Source organism: Kitasatospora sp. NPDC059722, assembly GCF_042733235.1.
GTDB lineage: Bacteria > Actinomycetota > Actinomycetes > Streptomycetales > Streptomycetaceae > Kitasatospora.
Map to the genome: position 1 here is coordinate 38,404 of NZ_JBHWGD010000006.1, position 18,774 is coordinate 57,177.

An 18,774-nucleotide genomic window follows, 5' to 3' on the forward strand; every position below is an offset into this window, starting at 1 on the left:
GTCCCCGGGGTGCCCGGGGACCGCGACCAGTGCCGTTCGAGAGGAGTGCAGCCGTGATCGCTGCGTTTTCGGTCACCCCGTTGGGCATCGGCGAGGACGTGGGGGAGGCGGTCGCCGCCGCCGTCCGCGTCGTGCGGGCGAGCGGGCTGCCCAACCGCACGGACGCGATGTTCACCAGCGTCGAGGGGGAGTGGGACGAGGTGATGCCGGTGATCAGGGCGGCGATCGAGGCGGTGAAGGCCTACAGCGGCCGGGTGAGCACGGTCATCAAGATCGACGACCGGGCCGGCGTCACCGACGGGCTCACCGCCAAGGTCGCGTCCGTCGAACGGCACCTCGCGGAGGGGGAGCGGTCCTAGCCCGGCCGGCACCTCGCGGAGAACGGTCAGGGCTGGCTCACCCGGGCGCGCTCCGCCGCCGGCTCCGTGGCGTGGTCGGCGGCCTGGGTCCGGCCCGGCAGCAGCCGGTCCAGGGCGTAAGGGCCGGAGCCGATGGCGGCGATGGCGAGGAACGCCCAGCAGAACATGACGGACGGCTCGCCGCCGTTCTGCAGCGGGAGCAGCGCGTGCTGCTGGTGGACGGTGAAGTAGGCGTAGGCCATCGAGCCGGAGCAGAGCAGCGCGGCCCAGCGGGTGCCGAGGCCGACCGCGACGAGGAGGCCGCCGGCCAGCTGGATCAGGGCGGCCCACCAGCCCGGCCACTGGCCGAACGGGACGGTGCCGCCGCCCTTGGCGCCGCCGAGGACGCCGAACAGGGAGGCGGCGCCGTGGCAGGCGAAGAGCAGGCCGACGACGACCCGGAAGGCCGCCAGGGCGAGCGGGCGGGCGGTGTCGGTCACGGCGCGCGGGGTGGTGGGGAAGTGGACGGACATGGGGCAACGCCTCCTGGTGTGGGGGAGGAGGGGTGGTCGGCAAGGGTAGCTATGGTCTAGTCCACTTGACAATGGTCCGTCAGATTCCCCTCGGCTCTGGCGAATTCCGTCAAGTCGGCCGGCGCGCGGGCCGGCCGTCGATCGGCAGGAGAAGAGTCGGACGAGCCCCTTGCAAACTTCTATATTGACCGAGCGGTCCAGAAAGGTTTAGCGTTCCACCATGGCGCGAACGAAGGAATTCGACCCGGACGCGGCGCTGCAGGCGGCCCTGGAGCTGTTCTGGCGGCGCGGCTACGAGGCCACGTCCATGGCCGACCTGGTCGAGGGGCTCGGGATCGGCCGCGCGAGCCTGTACGCCACGTTCGGCAGCAAGCACGAGCTGTACCTGCGCGCGCTGGAGCGCTACGGCGAGCAGACCGACCCGGTGCTGCTCGCCGAGCTCTCCCGGCCCGGGCCGGTGCTGCCGGCGGTCCGCGCGGTGGTCCGTCGGTACGCGGCGGAATCCACCGGGAGCGAGCGGGAGCGCGGCTGCTTCGTCGTCAACACGGCGGTCGAACTGGCGCCGCACGACCCGTCGGCCGCGCGCCGGGTGGAGGCGAGCCTCGGCCACCTGGAGGCGCTGCTGACCGCCGCGCTCGTGCGCGCCGAGGCGCAGGGGGAGCTGTCCGAGGGGCGCGACCCCCGGGCGCTGGCGCGGACGCTCATGGTGCTGATGCAGGGCATGCGCGTGATGGGCAAGGTCGCGGACGGGCCGGCGCGCGTGCGGGACGCCGCCGAGCAGGCGCTCGTGCTGCTGGGCTGACCGAGGTCGCGGGGTGGCGGCCGCGCGGCCTTTTTGTGTCCTTATTCTGAACCGAACGGTCTACATAGGGGGAGTGGTCATGAGGGGGTTGTCCATGCCGGGCTCTCGGGCTCCGGCGAAGGCAACGGCAATGGCAGCGGCAATGGCAACGGCGCGAACAGGCTTCGCGCTGCTCGGCGCCGTCCAGGTCGCGCTGATCTTCACGCTCATGCTCCTCACCGTCCCGCTGCCCTTGGTGGCGCGGCAGTTCGGGCTCGGCCCGTCCGGCGTGCTGGTGCTGAGCGCGGCCTACGGGCTCTCGTTCAGCTCGCTGCTCCTGCTCGGCGGGCGGCTCGCCGACCGGTACGGCGGGCGCCGCGTGTTACGGGCCGGGCTCGCCCTGTTCGGCGCGGCCTCCGCCGCCTGCGCCGTCGCGCCCGGCTTCGCCGCGCTGTTGGCGGGCCGGTTCGGCCAGGGTGCCGGTGCGGCGCTGGTCGCCCCGGCGGCGGTCGCGGTGGTCCGGGCGCTGCACCCCGGGGCCGCCGACTACCGCCGGGCGACGGCGACGTGGGGCGGGCTCTCGGTGCTCGGGGCGACCGCGGGGAGCCTGGTCTCGGGCGTGGTCACGGCGTGGGCGTCCTGGCGCTGGCCGTTCGCCGTGCCCGTGCTGGTCGCGGCCCTGGCCCTGGTGCGCTCCGGTGGCCTGCCGCCCGCCGAGCCCGGTCGTGGGCCCGGGCCGGGCCTGGACCTGCGGGGTGCCGTCCTCGCCACCGCCGGTGTGTGCGCGGCCAGTTACGGTCTGGTCGCGTCCACCGACCACGGCTGGGGCACGTCCGTCGTGCTCGCCCCGCTCGCCGCCGGGCTCGTCCTGCTCCTCGCCTTCGCCGCTGCCGAACGGCGCGCCGTCGACCCGCTGCTGCCGCCCGGCTTCCTGGCCGACCGCCGCCGCGCCACCGCGCTCGCCGCCGTCATGGTGACCGCCACCGGCACCGCGCTGACCTTCCTGCTGCTCGCCCTCTACCTCCAACAGGTCCGCGACTGGGACGTGTTGGCCACCTCGGCCGCCTTCCTCCCGTACGCGGCGGTGCTGGTGCTCGCCGGCCGCCGCGCCGCGCCGCTGACGGCCCGGTACGGCGCCGTCACGGTCACCGCGGGCGGCCTGGCCGTGGCGGCCACGGGCCTCGCCCTGCTGGCCGGCCTCGCACCCGGCAGCGGGTACGCCGTCGGGCTGCTGCCCGGCCTGCTCCTCCTGCCCGCCGGGGCCGGACCGGCCTTCGCCGGCGCGGCCGTCCTCGCCACCGGCGGGGTGCCGCCCGAGCGGACCGGCCTCGCCGCCGGCCTGTTCAACACGGCGATGGAACTCGGCCCCACGGCCGGCGTCGCCGCCCTGATGGCGCTCGCCGCCACCCGGCCGACCGTCGTCGGCGGCTACGCGGCGGCCTTCGCGGCCGGCGCCGCCGCCCTGGCGCTCACCGGCGCCGCGGTCGCGACGCTGCCCCGCACCACCCGCACCACCCGCACCACCCGCACCACCCGAAACCCCCGAACTACCCGAACCACCCGCACTGCCACATCATCCGAAAGCACGATCCACATCAAGGAGTTCACGTCATGAGCAAGCGCTTCGCCGACCGCGCCGTCCTCGTCACCGGAGGCGGCACCGGCATCGGGCGCGCGGTCGCGCTCGCCTTCGCCCGGGAGGGCGCCCGGGTCGCCGTCGCGGGCCGCACCGGGGGCCCGCTCGCCGAGACCGTCGAGCTGATCGAGCGCGAGGGCGGCAAGGCCGTCGCGCTCACCGGCGACGTCACGGACGGCGCGGACGCGGCCCGGCTGGTCCGTGAGACCGTCGAGCACCTCGGCGCACTGGACGTCGCTGTCAACAACGCGGGCGTGTTCGGCGGCGCCGGCCCGGTCGCCGACATCGACGAGGCCGAGTGGGACCGCGTCATCGGCATCAACCTGACCGGCACCTTCCTCGCGATGAAGCACCAGATCGCCCACCTGCGCGCCAACGGCGGCGGCGCGATCGTCAACATCTCCTCCAACATCGGCGTGCACCAGCGCGTCGCGGGCCTCGGCGCCTACGCCGCCAGCAAGGCCGCCGTCACCGCGATCACCCGGGCCGCCGCCCGCGACCACATCGCGGACGGCGTGCGGATCAACCTGGTGAGCCCCGGCCCGGTGGAGACGACGATGTCCACCCGCCCCGGGGAGAGCGCCGCGGACAAGGCCGAGCGGATGAAGGACGCCGTCCCGCTGGGCCGGACGGGTTCGGTCGAGGAGGCCGCCGCCGCGGTCCTCTACCTCGCCTCGCCCGAGGCCGGGTACACCGTCGGCGCCGACCTCGTCCTCGACGGCGGCGTCACGGCCTGACGAGCGCACCACGGCCCAACGGTCCGGCCACGCCGGGCCGTTGGGCCGCAGCATTCGCAAAGCGCGTTCAACGCTTCCTCCGTACGGGCCCTGGCCGCGATGATGTCGTCCTCGATCACGAGCACCAGTGCGTCCGGCCGGGCCTGACGAACGCCCAGGCACCCTCCCGCCCCCGCAAGGTTTCGGCCATTCCGGCCCGCACGTCGAAGATCTCGTCGTTCACGTGGGAACCGTACGCCGCACCACCGACGGCCCGAACGCTGCTCCGCGCACGACCGTCCGGATTTGACGCGAACGCGTAATCCCGTGGTCACCGGTTGATCACCGCAGGGTTCCCGGCGCGTCGCACGGGCAGGACACGGTTTCGGCCGGAACCGACATCACGAAAGGCGGACGCGCTCACCCATGCCGACCGCACCGCACCCCGCGCCCCACCCGCGGCGCAGCCGCCGCTGGGGCGAACACGGCCTCGCCTGGGCCTTCCTGCTGCCCTCGCTGGCCGTCTTCGTCCTGTTCATCGGCTACCCGCTGGGGCGGACCCTCTACCTGAGCGCCCACGCCAACGACCTGTTCGGCGCGCCCTCCCGCTACGTCGGGTTTCAGCACTACACCGACCTGCTGAGCTCCGCCGACTTCGGCCGCACACTGGTCACCACCGCCCTGTTCACGCTGCTCACCGTCGTGCCCGGGGTCCTCGGCGCGCTCGTGCTGGTGCTGCTCCTGGAGAACCGGATCCGCGGTGTGCGGCTGCTGCGGTCCGCGTTCGCGCTGCCGTTCGCCTTCTCGGTGGCCAGCGCGTCCGTGGTCTTCGCGGTGTTCTTCAACCCCGCGAGCGGGGTGATCAACGGTCTGCTCTCGCACGTCGGCCTCGGCCCGGTGGGCTGGCTCACCGACGACCGGTACGCGCTGGTGTCCGTCGCCGCCACGACCGTGTGGATGAACCTCGGCTACAACGTCCTGGTGCTCTCGGCCGGCGTCGGCTCGATCCCCGGCGAGATCATGGAGGCGGCGCGGCTGGACGGCGCGACCGGCCTGCGGCTGGCCCGTTCGATCACCGTGCCGATGCTCGGCCCGCACCTGTTCTTCCTCACCGTGGTCTCCACCGTCCACTCGCTGCAGAGCTTCGGCCAGATCCACATCCTCACCAAGGGCGGTCCGGACGGCGCCACGCGCACGCTCGTCTACTCCGTGTACGAGAAGGCGTTCGCGTACGGCTCCAGCGACTTCGGCACCGCGAGCGCGCAGGCCGTCGTGCTGCTCCTGGTCGTCCTCGCCTGCACGGCCGTCCAGTTCGGCGTCCTGGAGCGGAAGGTGCACTACGCATGACCACTGTCGTCACGGAGGCCGCCGAGCCCCGTCGCCGCACGGGCGTCCTGGCCGGCCGGTCCCCGCGCGAGCTGCTCGCCCGCGCCGCCGTCTACCTGGTGCTCGCCGTCGCCGTCGTCACCGTGGCCTTCCCGGTGTACTACGCGGTGGCCGGCGCCTTCATGGGCCCGTCCGAACTCTCCTCGTACCCGCCGGCGCTGGTGCCCCACTCCGTCACCGGGCGGAACTTCTCCGGCGCCGTCGAGACCATCCCGCTGGCCCGCCAGTACGCCAACTCGGCGATCACGGCGACGGCCATCACCCTGGCCCAGCTGTTCACCTCGATCCTGGCCGCGTACGCCTTCGTCTTCCTGCCGATCCGGGCGCGGGCCGTGGTGTTCGGGGTGTTCCTGGCGACGCTGATGGTCCCCTGGGAGGCCATCATCATCCCCAACTACCTGACGCTGTCGGACTGGGGCCTCGGCAACACCTACTTCGGCCTGGTGCTGCCCTTCCTCGCCTCCGGCTTCGGCACGTTCATGCTGCGGCAGTCGTTCCGCCAACTGCCCGCCGAGCTGCGCGACGCGGCCCGGATCGACGGCGCCGGCCACTGGCGCTTCCTGTGGAAGATCGCCGTCCCGCTCAACAAGCCGGCCCTGGCGGCGTTGTCGATCTACGTGTTCCTGTCCGCCTGGAACCAGTACTTCTGGCCGCTCATCATCACCCGCACGGCGAACATGCAGACGCTGCAGATCGGTCTGACCTCGCTGCGCGACTCCGAGATGTCCGACCCCGGCCTGATCCTCGCCGGCGTCGTCCTCTCGCTGCTGCCGACCCTCGCCCTGGTGGTCTTCGGCCAGCGGTTCATCGTCCGCGGCCTGACCGCGGGCGCCGTGCGCTGATCAGCTCGTCCGTCCCTCCCGCACCCCACAGAGAGAGAACCCCCGTGAAGAAGAGTGCACGCGCGCTCGCGGCCCTGCTGGTGGCCGGCCTGTCCCTGACCGCCTGCAGCTCCAGCGGCTCGACGTCGGGCTCCGGCGGCTCCGGTGACGCGGCGGCCCCCGGCGCCCAGGCCCTCGACCAGGCATCCGGCGTCACCACCGTCGAGTTCTGGCACTCGATGACCGGCAAGAACGCCGACGTGCTGAACGGCCTGGTGAGCCAGTTCAACGCGGCCCACCAGGGCAAGATCGAGGTCAAGGCGGAGTTCCAGGGCAAGTACGACGACCTGGTCGCCAAGTACAAGGCCGCGGTGCAGCAGAAGGGCACCCCCGCCGTCGTGCAGGTCTACGACATCGGGACCCGCTTCATGATCGACTCCAAGCAGACGGTCCCCGCCCAGGCCTTCGCGGACAAGGACGGCTACTCGCTCGCCGACCTCGACCCGAACATCCGCAACTACTACTCGGCCGGCGGCAAGCTCCAGAGCATGCCGTTCAACTCCTCGATGCCGCTGCTCTACCTGAACACCGACGCCTTCAAGGAGGCCGGCCTCGACCCGGCCAAGCCGCCGACGAACCTCGCCGAACTCGGCGACCTCGCGCAGAAGCTGACCAAGAAGGACGCGAGCGGCCAGACGGTGCGCTACGGCTTCGGCGCCGCCATCTACGGCTGGTTCGTCGAGCAGCTGCTGGCCGAGTCCGGCACGATGTACTGCGACCAGGACAACGGGCGCAGCAACAAGGCCGGCAAGGTCGTCTTCGACTCCGCCCAGGGCGCGCAGATCGTCCAGTGGTGGGCCGACCTGGTCAAGAACGGCTACGCGGCCAACACCGGGCGCAACACCGACGACGCCCAGGCCGCGTTCAAGGCCGGCACCGTCGCGATGCACCTGGAGTCCACCGGCGTCCTGAGCGGCTACACCCAGGCGGCCAAGTTCACCGTGGGCACCGCCGCCTTCCCGAAGGTCGCCGCGGGCGACCAGGGCGGCCCGGTGATCGGCGGCGCCTCGCTGTGGATCAGCGGTCCCGGCCACTCGGACGCCGAGAAGCGCGCCTCCTGGGAGTTCGAGAAGTTCCTGACCTCGCCGGAGCAGCAGGCCGCCTGGCACAGCGGCACCGGCTACTTCCCGGTGAACACCAAGTCCCTGGACGACCCCAAGGACAAGGAGTGGGTGGCCAAGTACCCGCAGTTCCAGACCGCCATCGACCAGCTGAAGGCCACCAAGCCGACCCCGGCCACGGCCGGCTGCCTGCTCGGTGTGATGCCGCAGGCGCGCAAGGGCGTCGAGACGGCCATCGAGCAGACGATCAAGGGCTCGAAGACGGCGCAGCAGGCGCTCGCCGACGCGGCCAAGGAGCTGCAGCCGGCGATCGACAGCTACAACAGCTCGGTCGGCTGACGCCCTCCGTCGATCCGAAGGCGACGCCCGCCCGGTGCACCTGCGCCCGGGCGGGCGTCCGCGTTCACGCCGACAGCGCCTCGCCGTCCTCCGGCAGCGCGCAGGCCGCGGCGATCTCGTCGAGCGAGAGGTCGAGCGCGTAGGCGAGCGCGGCGATCGTGAAGAACGACGGCGTCGGCGCCCGGCCGGTCTCGATCTTGCGCAGCGTCTCCGCCGAGATCCCCGCCGACGCGGCCACCTCGACCATGCTGCGCGTGCCGCGCGCCTCGCGCAGCAACGCCCCGAAGCGCTCGCCGCGCTCGCGCTCCCACGGGGTCAGCGGAGTCCTCACCATGCTGCCGATCCTAAGCCTTCCCGGGCGGAGAGGTGTCCCTTTCCCGCCCTCGACCGTGATACAAATACCGGTATAAGAATTGGATTCCGAGAGGACGCCCCACCCCCATGGTCGAGATCAAGTCCGACGCCGCCCTCGCCGCGATGCGCGAAGCCGGCCGCGTCGTCGCCAATGCCCACGCCGCCATGCAGGCCGAAGCGGCGGTCGGGGTGAGCCTGCTGGAGCTGGACGAGATCGCGCGAGGAGTGCTGCGGGCGGCCGGGGCCACCTCGCCGTTCCTCGGGTACCGGCCCTCCTTCGCGTCCGTCCCGTTCCCGGCCGTCATCTGCGCCTCGGTGAACGACGCCGTCGTCCACGGGATCCCCGACGGCTACCGGCTGCGCGACGGCGACCTCGTCAGCATCGACTGCGGCGCTCTCCTCGACGGCTGGGCGGGCGACGCGGCCGTCAGCTTCACCGTCGGCACCGCCCGGCCCGAGGACACCGCGCTGATCGACACCACCCGCCGCGCCCTGGAGGCCGGGATCGCCGCCGCCGTCGCGGGCAACCGCACCGGCGACATCGGGCACGCCGTCGGCACCGTCGCCCGGAGCGCCCGCTACGGCCTGCTGGACGGCTACGGCGGCCACGGCATCGGACGCCGCATGCACGAGGACCCGCACGTGCCCAACGAGGGCCGCCCAGGCCGGGGCTACCCGCTGCGCCCGGGCCTGGTGCTGGCCATCGAGCCCATGCTCATCGCCGGCGGCCGGGACGACTACGCCACCGACCCCGACGGCTGGACGCTCCGCACCACGGACGGCGCCCGCGCCGCCCACATCGAACACACCGTCGCCATCACCGAGGACGGCCCGCGGATCCTCACCCTCCCGTAGGGCGACATGTCCGTCCGCTGAACGTCCGCCGTCGAACCGCCGGACGCCGGCGAGCCCGCCCCCGGTGCCCGGTAGTCTCGGCGGCGTGACCAAAGGCGTGATGTTCGACTTCTCCGGGACGCTCTTCCGCGTCGTCTCCACCGCCCGGTGGCTCGACGCCCACACGGCCGCCGCCGGCCCGGCGCTGACCGACCGGGAGCGGGCCGAACTGGTCGCCCGCCTGGAGGAGTTCGGCGCCCTGCCGGGCGGCGTGGCGCCCCGGCGGATCCCGGCGGACGTCCAGGAGGCCTGGGACGTCCGGGACTTGAGCGCCGAGCTGCACCGGAGCGCGTACACCGCGCTGGCCCGCGCCGCCGAGCCGCCCGCCGGGCTCGACGTCGACACCCTCTACGACACGCACATGGCCCCGGCCAGCTGGCAGCCCTACCCCGACGCCGAACCGACGCTGCGCGAGCTGCGCCGCCGCGGCGTCCCGGTGGCCGTGGTCAGCAACATCGGCTGGGACCTGCGCCCGGTCTTCCGCGCGCACGGCCTGGACGAGCTCGTCGACGTCTACGTCCTGTCCGTCGAGGTCGGCGCGCAGAAGCCGGACCCGGTCATCTTCGAAGCGGCCTGCGCACGGCTCGGCCTCGCGCCGGCCGACGTCCTGATGGTCGGCGACGACCGCACCTGCGACGGCGGCGCGACGGCCCTCGGCTGCGCGTTCCACCCCGTCGACCACCTGCCGGTCGACCGCCGCCCGGCCGCCCTCGCCCCGCTCCTCGACCTCCTCCCGTGAGCCCCTGGTGACCGACACCACACGGTGGCCCCGCCGGCCCCCGGAGTAGCGTGCCGACCATGACCGATCACGACTTCACGACGCGGGTGACGGTCCGCGGGTACGAGACCGACACCCAGGGCCACCTCAACCAGTCCGTCTACCTCCAGTACGCCGAGCACGCCCGCTGGGAGTACCTCCTGGCTGCCGGCATCCGCCAGGCCGAGCTGGTCGCCAAGGGGGTCGGCCCGGTGGTGCTGGAGACGACCGTCAGGTACCTGCGCGAGCTGCGCGCCGGCGACACCGTCGACGTGAGCTGCGCGTTCGTGTGGCGCGACGGCAAGACCTTCCAGGTGGTGCAGCGCATCACCCGCACCGACGGCGTCGTCGCGGCCGAGGTCACCGGTGTCGGCGGCATCCTCGATCTGACGGAGCGCCGGCTGGTCGCCGACCCCCGCGAGGCGCTGCGCGCCGCCGCCTCCGACCCGGTGCTGCTGGGCCTGTAGAGCCCCTACGCGTGCCGGTGCCGACCGCCGCGCGCCGCCGCCCCCGGGTGGTCGGCCGCGGCGATCAGCGCGGCCAGCGCGGTGGTCACCGGCACGGAGGCGACGAGCCCGATGCTGCCGACGAGGGTCCGCGCGATCTCCTCGGCGACCAGCTCGCTCGTCGCCACGTCGATCACGTTGCGGTGCGCGATCGAGAACAGCAGGAGCAGCGGCAGCGCCGCGCCCGCGTACGCGAGCACCAGGGTGTTGACGGTGGACGCGATGTGGTCGCGGCCGATCCGCATGCCCGTCCGGTAGAGCTTGCGCACACCCATGCCGGGGTCGGCCGCGTGCAGCTCCCAGATCGCCGAGGTCTGGGTGACCGTCACGTCGAAGAGCACGCCGAGCGAGCCGATGACGAACCCGGCCAGCAGCAGGCCGCGGATCTGGATGCCCGGGTACAGGTCGTGGACCAGCCCGGTCTCCTCAGACGTGTTGCCGGTCAGGTGCGCCCAGGAGGCGAACACCAGGCTCAGCACGCCGATCAGGACGAGCGAGACGAGCGTGCCGAGCACCGCGACCGACGTCCGGGCGGAGAGCCCGTGGCACAGGTAGAGCGCGATCAGCATGATCGCGCTCGCCCCGACGATGGCCACCAGCAGCGGGTCCGAGCCGCGCAGGACGGCCGGCAGGATGAACAGCGACAGCACCGCGAAGCTGATCGCGAGCGCGACCAGCGCGGCCAGCCCGCGCCACCGCCCGACGGCGACCACGGCCACCGCGAAGACGCCCGCGAGCACCCCCATCGGCAGGTTCCGGTCGACGTCGACCACGCTGTACTGGAGGTCCGGCGGAGCGTCCGGCGCGTACGTGAGGACGACTTCCTCGCCCACGTCGTACTGCCGCGGCTCGCCCGGGTGCACGACGACGGCGAAGGTGCGGCCCTTGTCCGGACCGGTGGTCACCTCGACGGTGTCCTGCCGGCAGGTGCCCTGGTCGGCCGGGTTGACCGCGCTGCACGGCAGTTCCTGCACCCTGGTCACCCGGCCGTGCCGGACCTGCTGGTCGAACCCGACCCCGGTGCGCGGGTGCGACGGCACGCCGCCGGGCCACAGCACCACGAGACCGGCCAGGACGGCCAGCGCGAACGGGATGAGCACGGCGGCGATGATCCGGCGCAGGCGGGCGGAGACGGGCGCCGCCGGTCCGTGGGAGTGCCCGTGCCCGTGCGCCGCGGCCCCGGCCCCGCCGTGCCCGTGCTCCTTGCCGTGCCCGTCCTGGTGACCTTCCTGCCCGTCGTCGTGCTCGTGCGTCCCCTCGTCCACCTCACGCCTCCTCAGCGGTCGCGCGGCTGCCAAGGTCCGCCGCAGCCCCCCGAAATCATCGGCGCCGGACCGGCCGGACCACCGCAGTGACCAACCCGTGGGCGTGCCGCAGCGGCCGGGCGGGGGATTACCCTACCGGGGACCGGCCGGTTGGCCGGATGGGGTCAAGTGGCGTTCCGGCGAAGAATTCTGACCATGCCGAACACGAAGTCGAACCTCAAGCGGGCCGCCGCCGTCGCCGCGGTGGCCGCGCTCTCCCTCACCGCCCTGCCCGCCGCGGCCGCAGCCGCCGACCGTCCGGGCCAGGGCCTCGCCTGGACCTCCTGCCAGGGCACCGTCGACCCCCGCCAGCAGTGCGCCACCGTCACCGTCCCGCTGGACTACGCCGATCCGCACGGCGAGCAGATCACGCTCGCCGTCTCCCGGATCCGCGCCGCCAAGCCGGACGAGCGCCACGGCGTGCTGCTCACCATCCCCGGCGGGCCCGGCGGCTCCGGCCTGAACCTCCCGACGAGCGCGGCCCGGCACCTGCCGCAGTCCGTCCTCGACCGCTTCGACCTGGTCGGCTTCGACCCGCGCGGCGTCGGCCGCTCGACGCCCGTCGGCTGCGGCCTGGACACGCCCGACCTCGCGATGGTCAAGCTGCGCCCCTGGCCCGCCGCCGACGGTTCGATCGACGAGAACCTCGCCACCGCCCGCCGGGTCGCCGAGACCTGCGCCCGCAACGGCGGCCCGGTGCTGCGCAGCATCTCCACCCGCAACGAGGCCCGCGACATCGACCGCGTCCGCCAGGCCCTCGGCGAGCGCCGGCTTTCCGCGTGGGGCACGTCGTACGGCACGTACGCGGGCGCCGTCTACGCCACGATGTTCCCCGGGCGCACCGACCGGGTCGTCCTCGACAGCAACGACGACCCGGACCCGTCCCGCGTCGAGCGCGGCTGGCTCGCCAACTTCGGCCCCGGTGCGGAGGACCGGTTCCCCGACTTCGCCAAGTGGGCCTCGGCGCCCGGGAACCCGGACCGCGTCGCGGACAGCCCCGAGGAGGTCCGCCCGCTCTTCCTCGACCTCGCCGCCCGCCTGGACCGCGCGCCGCTGACCTGGCCCGGCGCCAACCCGGCCGAGCTGAACGGCAACGTGCTGCGCGAGACGATGCTGCAGAGCCTCTACGCGGACGCCAAGTTCCCCGACCTGGCCCGGCTGATGCTGGCCGGTCTCGGGCGCCGTCCGCTGCCGGCCCCGGTCACGCCGCCCGAGCAGGCCGTCCAGAACACCATCGCCGTCTCGGTCGGCACCCTGTGCAACGACGTCGCGTGGCCCACCGACCCCGCGGCGTACGCCCGGGACACCGCCGCCGAGCGCGCCGCCCGCCCGCTCACCGCCGGCATGCCCGTCAACGTCATGCCGTGCGCGTTCTGGCCGTTCAAGCCCGCCGAGCCGCCGACCCGCGTCACCTCCCGCGGCCCGGCGAACGTGCTCCTCGCCCAGAACCTCCGCGACCCCGCCACCCCCTACCAGGGTGCCCTGAAGCTCCGTAAGGCGTTCGGCCCCCGAGCCCGCATGGTGTCGATCGACTCGGGCGGCCACGACGCGTACGCCGCCAACGGCAACGCCTGCGGCGACGCGGCCGTCACCGCGTTCCTGCTCAGCGGGCGGCTCCCCGCCGAGGACGTGACCTGCCCGGCCGGATGACGCGCACATGATCCACGCGTGCCAAACCGGGCGGGGGCCGACAAACCGTGAGTGATCGCCCCGGCCTCCGCCCGGACGTGTGACCGATCGTCTCGAATGAGTCGAACCTGTCGCGGTTTTGTGACAAAGCTTGGCCAACACCCGCTCCTCAGCGGCTTTTCGTGGCCGTAGTGTTCCAGCTATGTCACGGAAGAGCCGCATACCTGCCCCGGACCCCGGCGACACGTGGGTGCCACGACCCCGGCGCCGGGAAACCCCGCTCGGGCTGGTCGGGCACACGGCCACGTTCCTCGGCAGCAGTGTGCTCGGTGGCGTCCTGCTCGCGGGGATCGTGCTCCCCGGGGCCGGCGCGATCGGGCTGGGTGCGAAGAACGGTGCGGAAAGCTTCGAGAGCATCCCCGACGACTTCAAGACGCCTCCACTGACGCAGGCGACGCAGATCTTCGACGCCAAGGGCGGCCTGATCGCCAAGGTCTACGAGCGGGACCGCACGGTCATCCCGGCCGAGCAGATGTCACCGCTGATCAGACATGCCCAGGTGGACATCGAGGACGCCCGCTTCTACGAGCACGGCGCCGTCGACCTCAAGGGCATCCTGCGGGCCATCACCAAGAACGCGGAGAGCGGCGCCACCGTCCAGGGCGCCTCCACGCTCACCCAGCAGTACGTGAAGAACGTCAACGTCGAGAAGGCCGGCGACGACCCGGTCGCGGTCGCCGAGGCCCAGCGCAAGACGCTCGGCCGCAAGATCCAGGAACTCAAGTACGCCATCAAGCTGGAGGAGGACCTGACCAAGGACCAGATCCTCACCAACTACCTGAACATCACCTTCTACGGGCACCAGGCGTACGGCATCGAGGCCGCCTCCCAGCGCTACTTCGCCAAGGACGCCAAGGACCTCACCCTCCCCGAGGCGGCCATGCTCGCCGGGCTGGTGCAGAACCCGTCCCAGTACGACCCCAAGCTCCACCCGGTGGCCGCGCAGAAGCGCCGGGACACCGTCATCGACAAGATGGTGGAGAACAAGCACATCACCGCCGATCAGGCCCGGGAGGCCAAGGCCGCGCCGCTCGGCCTCAACTACCGCGACCCGCAGAACGGCTGCATCACCGCCAGGGCGGGCATGGGCTTCTTCTGCGACTACGTGCGCCACGTCGTCAAGCAGGACCCGGCGTTCGGCAAGAGCGCCGCCGACCGCAAGAAGCTGTGGGACCAGGGCGGCCTCAACATCTTCACCACCATGGACCCGGAGAAGCAGGCCGCCGCCCAGAAGGCCGTTTCCGACCTGGTGTACGTGACCGACCCGGTCTCGGCGGCGATGACGATGGTCGAACCCGGCACCGGCGACATCCTCGCGATGGCCCAGACCCGCCCGTACGGCCTCGCGAAGGAGAAGAACGAGACCGTCGTCAACTACAACGTCGACGCGGTGATGGGCGGCGGCATCGGCTTCCAGCCCGGCTCCAACTTCAAGCCCATCGTGGCCGCCGCCGCCCTGGAGGCGGGGCTGCCGCCCACCCAGTCCTACTCGGCGCCGAACCGGATGGACTGGCCGACGATGTCGACCTGCAACGGCACGTGGAAGAACCTGAGCAAGGGCAAGAAGGAAGGCACCATCCCGAACGAGAGCGCGAGCGAGGTCGGCCCCTACGAGCTCAAGGAGGCCATGGCCAAGTCGGTCAACACCTACTTCGTGCAGATGGAGCAGGAGATCGGCCTCTGCGCCGTCAAGCAGATGGCCAACAAGCTGGGCGTGACGGCCAAGGCCAGCGGCGAGGCGCTCCAGGAGGTGCCCGCGATCGGCCTCGGCACGCAGGAGGTCAGCCCGCTGACCATGGCCAACGTGTACGCGACCTTCGCCGCCCGCGGGAGGTACTGCGCGCCGGCCGCGATCACCCGGATCTCGACGGTCGACGGCAAGGACGTCCCCGTGCCCCCCGCCAAGTGCGACCAGGTGATGTCCCAGAACACCGCGGACGTCGTCAACACCGTGCTCCTCGGCGTGACCGAGAAGGGCACCGGCAAGGACCTCGGCCTCGACGACGGCCGCCAGATCGCCGGCAAGACCGGCACCACCGACGAGAAGAAGTCGGCCTGGTTCACCGGCTACACCGGCAACCTGGCCGGCTCGGTGTGGCTGGGCAGCCCGGGCACCAAGGTGCCGATGAAGAACATCCGGATCGGCGGCCACTACCAGGAGGAGGTCTTCGGCGCGACCGGCCCCGGGCCGATCTGGCGGCAGGCGATGAGCGACGCGGTGAAGTCCATGCCGGAGGACGACTTCACGACCGTCTACATCCCGGACCCGCCGCCCAAGCGCGACCCGGCCGGCCCGAGCGGCAGCCCGTCCGCCTCCGGCAGCCCCGGCGGCACGACCCAGGGCCCCGGACGCCCGCACGGCACGCCCACACCCGACCACTCCGACGACGGCTGAGCCGGGCGGACGGCGGACGGCAGATGGCGGACGACGGACGGAGGGCCCCGCAGGAACGCTCCTGCGGGGCCCTCCGTCCGTTCGCCTACCGCGCCTCCACCGGATCGCCGGTGTCCGGGTCGACGGTGAACACCCGCTGGTAGGCGTCCGTCACGATGGTGATCCGGTCCCGGCCCGTCCAACTCGCCTGCACCAGCCGCCCGTCGCCCGGCGCACCGCCGACGTCGGCCAGCGTCCAGCGGCGGGCGTCCCAGCCGCTGCCGGACTCCAGCAGCACCTGCCAGTGCTCGCCCGGCTCCGGCCCCGTCCCGTACGAGCGGTGCACCACGACGAGCGCCCGCTCGGCCCCCGCCGGGGCGCTCTCGCGGCTGCGCGTCTCCGCCGCCGACACCTTGTGCACGGCGACCGCGCCGAGCAGGAACACCACCCCGGCGGTGACCGTGACCGCCCGGGTGGCCGACCGCACGGCACTGCGCCGGTCGGCCAGCCACGCGGCGCCGATCATCGCGGCCAGCGCCGCGCCGAGCAGCGCCTCGGGCCGGTTCAGCAGGTCGGCGACCTGCATCCGGCCGCCGGAGCGGCTCTCCCACTGCCCCACGGTGTAGAGCAGGACGGCCGCCAGCCCGGCGCCCGCGAGCGCCCGCACCAGTGTGCGCCGCATCCGCGGCGTGACTCGTCCGCGCATCCCCCGTCGTCCCCCCGGTCGTCGGTGCGAGGGCTCCCGGAGGGGGAGCCTCGGTGTCGTTGCCCGTCTTCGGTTGCCCGTCTTTGGTGGCCCGCTGCCGTCAGAGCTCGGCGAGCAGTGCCCGGCCCGCCGGCCAGTCTCCCAGTCCGGCCGCCGAGTTGAGGTGCCCGTGGGCCCCGGCCTCGACGAGCCGGGCACCCCACGCCCCGGCGAACTCCCGCGCCCGATCGGTCGTCACCCACGGGTCGTCGGTGCTGGCGACCACCACCGCGGGGAACGGGAACGGCGCCAGCGCCACCGGGCGGAAGCCGGCCAGCACCGGGACGTCGGCGTTGTCGATGTCGGCGGGCGCGACCAGCAGCGCACCCCGCACGGCGGCCGTCCGCTCCGCGGCGGCACCGGCCACCCAGCGCGCCGCCGTGATGCAGCCGAGGCTGTGCGCGACGAGCACCACGGGCCCCGCCGCCGCGGCCTCCGCGACCGCGGCGTCCACCCGGGCCACCCAGTCCCCGGCCTCCGGCCGGTCCCAGTCGGCCTGCTGGACCCGACGGAACGCCTCCGGCTCGGCCTCTTCCCACCGGGTCTGCCAGTGCTCGGGCCCCGAGTTCTCGTAGCCCGCCAGGACGAGGTAGGTGGTGCGGTCCGACATGTGACTCCTTGGAACGTGGTTCGTGCGGTGAGGAGTCTAGGACGGCCAGGGCCCGGCGCGCACGGCCCTTTCGGGGCGCGCGAGAACCGTCACGCGCCGCAGTTCACCCGGTGCGCCCTGTTGCGAACGCCGCGGCGGGTGCGGGAGGTTGTACCGGGCCCGCGGCCCGTTTCGTGCCTGACGATCGATCACACGGAGGGATGTCGGCGATGACATCGAAGATCCTGCTCGTCACCGGGGACGCCGCCGAGTCGCTGGAGGTGCTCTACCCGTACCAGCGGCTGCGCGAGGAGGGCTACCAGGTCGACATCGCGGCGCCGACGAAGAAGCGCCTCCAGTTCGTCGTGCACGACTTCGTCGACGGATTCGACACCTATACGGAGAAATCGGGCTACACCTGGCCCGCGGACGTCGCCTTCGCCGACGTCGACCCGGCCGACTACGTGGCGCTCGTGATCCCCGGCGGCCGGGCCCCCGAGTACCTGCGCAACGACCCCGAGGTGCAGCGCATCGTCCGCCACTTCTTCGCGGGCGACAAGCCGGTCGCGCAGATCTGCCACGGCCCGCTGATCAGCGCCGCCACCGGCGACCTCGCCGGCCGCCGCAGCTCCGCCTACCCCGCGCTCGCCCCGGACGTGAAGGCCGCGGGCGCCGAGTTCGTCGACGCCGAGGCCGTCGTGGACGGCGTGGTCGTCTCCGCCCGCGCCTGGCCCGACCACCCCGCCTGGCTCCGCGCCTTCATCGAGGTCCTCCGCACGAAGGCCCCCGCCTCCTGACCTGCGCCCCCGCCGCGCCCCCGCCCCACCCCGGGGGCGCGGCCGGATGGGGCCGGATGGGGCAAGTACCGTGCGATGTCAGACCTTTGGGACGTGCTCCACGAGGCACGTGATCCCAGGGACACCTGCCATCTTCGCGTCGGTCGTGAGTAGCGGGCAGAGCAACGTCTCGGCGAGCGCGATGTAGAACGCGTCACCCACGTAGGTGTTGTCCCGCAGCGACCAAGCCCGCTGGAGCAGCCCGGGAATCGGGATGCGCTGGACGTCGAGGGCGTCCAGATCGTTGACCGCAGCGGTTGCGTCGGCCTCGGCGAGCAGGTGCTTCTGCCACAGGCGGCAGATCACACGACTGACCTCGTGGTCGAGGTGTGCCGGGGCGTACACGTCCTCGCCGATGAGGCGCTCCCGTACGCGGTCGGCGGTGGGTCCGGTGCCGACCAGTAATTCGACGGTCGCGCTGGCATCGATGACGATCACTCCGCTGCCTCGCGGCTGATTCGGATGGCCAGGGCTTCCAGCACGTCACCTATGGTCGGCTCGCTGTCAGCGGCTCCGGGCTCGCTGTCAACGGGCGGCTCGGCGCGCGGCCGGTGCACGCCGATGACGGCGGAGAGCGGAGTGTCGATCCATTCGCTGAGCGCCTCGGCGATGGCGCGTACGCGTTCTTCCCGCAAGTCGGCGGGGGCTGCGACGGCATGGGGATCGGGACTGTCGGCCTTGACGTCGTCCATGACCGTGCGGATGTCGTCGCTGGAGGGTTGGGTGTCCGCGGACCGGGCCCGAGCGGCGATCCGCTCGATGTCCGTGGCCGCCATGGGGCGAGGCCCGATGTGGGCGCCGGACAGCAGGTGGAGCAACGCGGCCGGCACGACTGCGGCGACGGGCTTGCCGTAGCGCGTGATGGCGGTGATGCGGCCGGTGTGTTCGGCCAGAGTGACGATCTTCGAGAGCTCGGCGCGGGCATCGGCCAGCGCCACCGTGGGCACGGTGGCCGGAACCTCTGACCGGTCGTGCGGAGCGGTGGTCATGTAAAGACTTTACAACTCGCCTCGGCCATTCCGATGCAAAGTCGCCCAAACGGGGGATGCGGCTGC

The 18,774-nt window shown here is 72.9% G+C and carries 20 protein-coding genes; 13 read left to right on the forward strand and 7 right to left on the reverse strand.

Features of this window, described 5'->3' with window-relative positions; translation table 11 throughout:
• The first annotated feature begins 53 nt into the window (after positions 1-53).
• A complete protein-coding gene (locus ACFV4F_RS05330) occupies positions 54-359 on the forward strand; it encodes an MTH1187 family thiamine-binding protein (protein ID WP_380436267.1) in 306 nt (101 codons plus the stop codon).
• Positions 360-385: 26 nt separating this feature from the next.
• Here the strand turns inward: ACFV4F_RS05330 and ACFV4F_RS05335 are convergent, their stop codons facing one another.
• Positions 386-871, reverse strand: coding sequence for a DoxX family protein (locus tag ACFV4F_RS05335; protein WP_380500521.1), 486 nt, complete (start codon positions 869-871; stop codon positions 386-388).
• 220 nt (positions 872-1,091) lie between these two features.
• On the opposite strand from ACFV4F_RS05335, the gene ACFV4F_RS05340 reads away from it, so the two are divergent.
• The 6 genes from ACFV4F_RS05340 to ACFV4F_RS05365 all read left to right on the forward strand — a co-directional run bounded on the left by ACFV4F_RS05340 (position 1,092) and on the right by ACFV4F_RS05365 (position 7,671).
• The gene (locus ACFV4F_RS05340) at positions 1,092-1,673 is read left to right on the forward strand and encodes a TetR/AcrR family transcriptional regulator (RefSeq protein WP_380436271.1); all 582 of its coding nucleotides are present in this window, start codon (positions 1,092-1,094) and stop codon (positions 1,671-1,673) included.
• Positions 1,674-1,803: 130 nt separating this feature from the next.
• Positions 1,804-3,267, forward strand: coding sequence for an MFS transporter (locus ACFV4F_RS05345; RefSeq protein ID WP_380500522.1), 1,464 nt, complete (start codon positions 1,804-1,806; stop codon positions 3,265-3,267).
• A complete protein-coding gene (locus ACFV4F_RS05350) occupies positions 3,264-4,025 on the forward strand; it encodes an SDR family NAD(P)-dependent oxidoreductase (RefSeq protein WP_380500523.1) in 762 nt (253 codons plus the stop codon). The genes ACFV4F_RS05345 and ACFV4F_RS05350 overlap by 4 nt, the downstream gene beginning before the upstream one ends.
• 405 nt (positions 4,026-4,430) lie before the next feature.
• Positions 4,431-5,351 (forward strand): carbohydrate ABC transporter permease, encoded by a 921-nt coding sequence (locus tag ACFV4F_RS05355; protein ID WP_380436279.1) that lies wholly within the window; start codon positions 4,431-4,433, stop codon positions 5,349-5,351.
• The gene (locus tag ACFV4F_RS05360; protein WP_380500524.1) at positions 5,348-6,232 is read left to right on the forward strand and encodes a carbohydrate ABC transporter permease; all 885 of its coding nucleotides are present in this window, start codon (positions 5,348-5,350) and stop codon (positions 6,230-6,232) included. Before ACFV4F_RS05355 ends, ACFV4F_RS05360 begins: the two co-directional genes overlap by 4 nt.
• A gap of 44 nt (positions 6,233-6,276) precedes the next feature.
• Positions 6,277-7,671, forward strand: coding sequence for an ABC transporter substrate-binding protein (locus tag ACFV4F_RS05365; RefSeq protein ID WP_380500525.1), 1,395 nt, complete (start codon positions 6,277-6,279; stop codon positions 7,669-7,671).
• 64 nt (positions 7,672-7,735) lie between these two features.
• Here ACFV4F_RS05365 and ACFV4F_RS05370 read toward each other — a convergent pair whose 3' ends face one another.
• Positions 7,736-8,005 (reverse strand): helix-turn-helix domain-containing protein, encoded by a 270-nt coding sequence (locus ACFV4F_RS05370; RefSeq protein ID WP_380500526.1) that lies wholly within the window; start codon positions 8,003-8,005, stop codon positions 7,736-7,738.
• Positions 8,006-8,112: 107 nt separating this feature from the next.
• Here ACFV4F_RS05370 and map point away from each other — a divergent pair, with 107 nt between their 5' ends.
• From map to ACFV4F_RS05385, 3 genes are all read left to right on the forward strand, one after another.
• Entirely contained in the window at positions 8,113-8,880 is a 768-nt protein-coding gene (gene map / locus ACFV4F_RS05375; RefSeq protein WP_380436285.1) for a type I methionyl aminopeptidase, read from the forward strand.
• 85 nt (positions 8,881-8,965) lie between these two features.
• Entirely contained in the window at positions 8,966-9,658 is a 693-nt protein-coding gene (locus tag ACFV4F_RS05380; protein ID WP_380500527.1) for an HAD-IA family hydrolase, read from the forward strand.
• 59 nt (positions 9,659-9,717) lie between these two features.
• Positions 9,718-10,143 carry an acyl-CoA thioesterase gene (locus ACFV4F_RS05385; protein WP_380500528.1) on the forward strand — a complete coding sequence of 142 codons (426 nt, stop codon included), beginning with the start codon at positions 9,718-9,720 and terminating at the stop codon, positions 10,141-10,143.
• Between the two features lie 5 nt (positions 10,144-10,148).
• Here ACFV4F_RS05385 and ACFV4F_RS05390 read toward each other — a convergent pair whose 3' ends face one another.
• A complete protein-coding gene (locus ACFV4F_RS05390) occupies positions 10,149-11,447 on the reverse strand; it encodes a YibE/F family protein (RefSeq protein WP_380500529.1) in 1,299 nt (432 codons plus the stop codon).
• Between the two features lie 195 nt (positions 11,448-11,642).
• On the opposite strand from ACFV4F_RS05390, the gene ACFV4F_RS05395 reads away from it, so the two are divergent.
• On the forward strand, positions 11,643-13,136 hold the full coding sequence (locus ACFV4F_RS05395) for an alpha/beta hydrolase (RefSeq protein ID WP_380500530.1): 1,494 nt from the start codon (positions 11,643-11,645) through the stop codon (positions 13,134-13,136).
• A 181-nt stretch (positions 13,137-13,317) separates the two neighbouring features.
• The gene (locus ACFV4F_RS05400) at positions 13,318-15,570 is read left to right on the forward strand and encodes a transglycosylase domain-containing protein (protein WP_380436295.1); all 2,253 of its coding nucleotides are present in this window, start codon (positions 13,318-13,320) and stop codon (positions 15,568-15,570) included.
• 85 nt (positions 15,571-15,655) lie between these two features.
• Here the strand turns inward: ACFV4F_RS05400 and ACFV4F_RS05405 are convergent, their stop codons facing one another.
• Together ACFV4F_RS05405 and ACFV4F_RS05410 are read right to left on the reverse strand one after the other, a co-directional pair.
• Positions 15,656-16,231 carry a hypothetical protein gene (locus ACFV4F_RS05405; protein ID WP_380500531.1) on the reverse strand — a complete coding sequence of 192 codons (576 nt, stop codon included), beginning with the start codon at positions 16,229-16,231 and terminating at the stop codon, positions 15,656-15,658.
• 124 nt (positions 16,232-16,355) lie between these two features.
• A complete protein-coding gene (locus ACFV4F_RS05410; RefSeq protein WP_380500532.1) occupies positions 16,356-16,904 on the reverse strand; it encodes an RBBP9/YdeN family alpha/beta hydrolase in 549 nt (182 codons plus the stop codon).
• A 209-nt stretch (positions 16,905-17,113) separates the two neighbouring features.
• On the opposite strand from ACFV4F_RS05410, the gene ACFV4F_RS05415 reads away from it, so the two are divergent.
• A complete protein-coding gene (locus ACFV4F_RS05415; protein ID WP_380436301.1) occupies positions 17,114-17,680 on the forward strand; it encodes a DJ-1/PfpI family protein in 567 nt (188 codons plus the stop codon).
• Positions 17,681-17,758: 78 nt separating this feature from the next.
• On the opposite strand, the gene ACFV4F_RS05420 is transcribed toward ACFV4F_RS05415, so the two are convergent.
• Positions 17,759-18,157, reverse strand: coding sequence for a type II toxin-antitoxin system VapC family toxin (locus ACFV4F_RS05420; RefSeq protein WP_380500533.1), 399 nt, complete (start codon positions 18,155-18,157; stop codon positions 17,759-17,761).
• Positions 18,154-18,708, reverse strand: coding sequence for a type II toxin-antitoxin system Phd/YefM family antitoxin (locus tag ACFV4F_RS05425; protein WP_380500534.1), 555 nt, complete (start codon positions 18,706-18,708; stop codon positions 18,154-18,156). The genes ACFV4F_RS05420 and ACFV4F_RS05425 overlap by 4 nt, the downstream gene beginning before the upstream one ends.
• Positions 18,709-18,774: the final 66 nt, after the last annotated feature.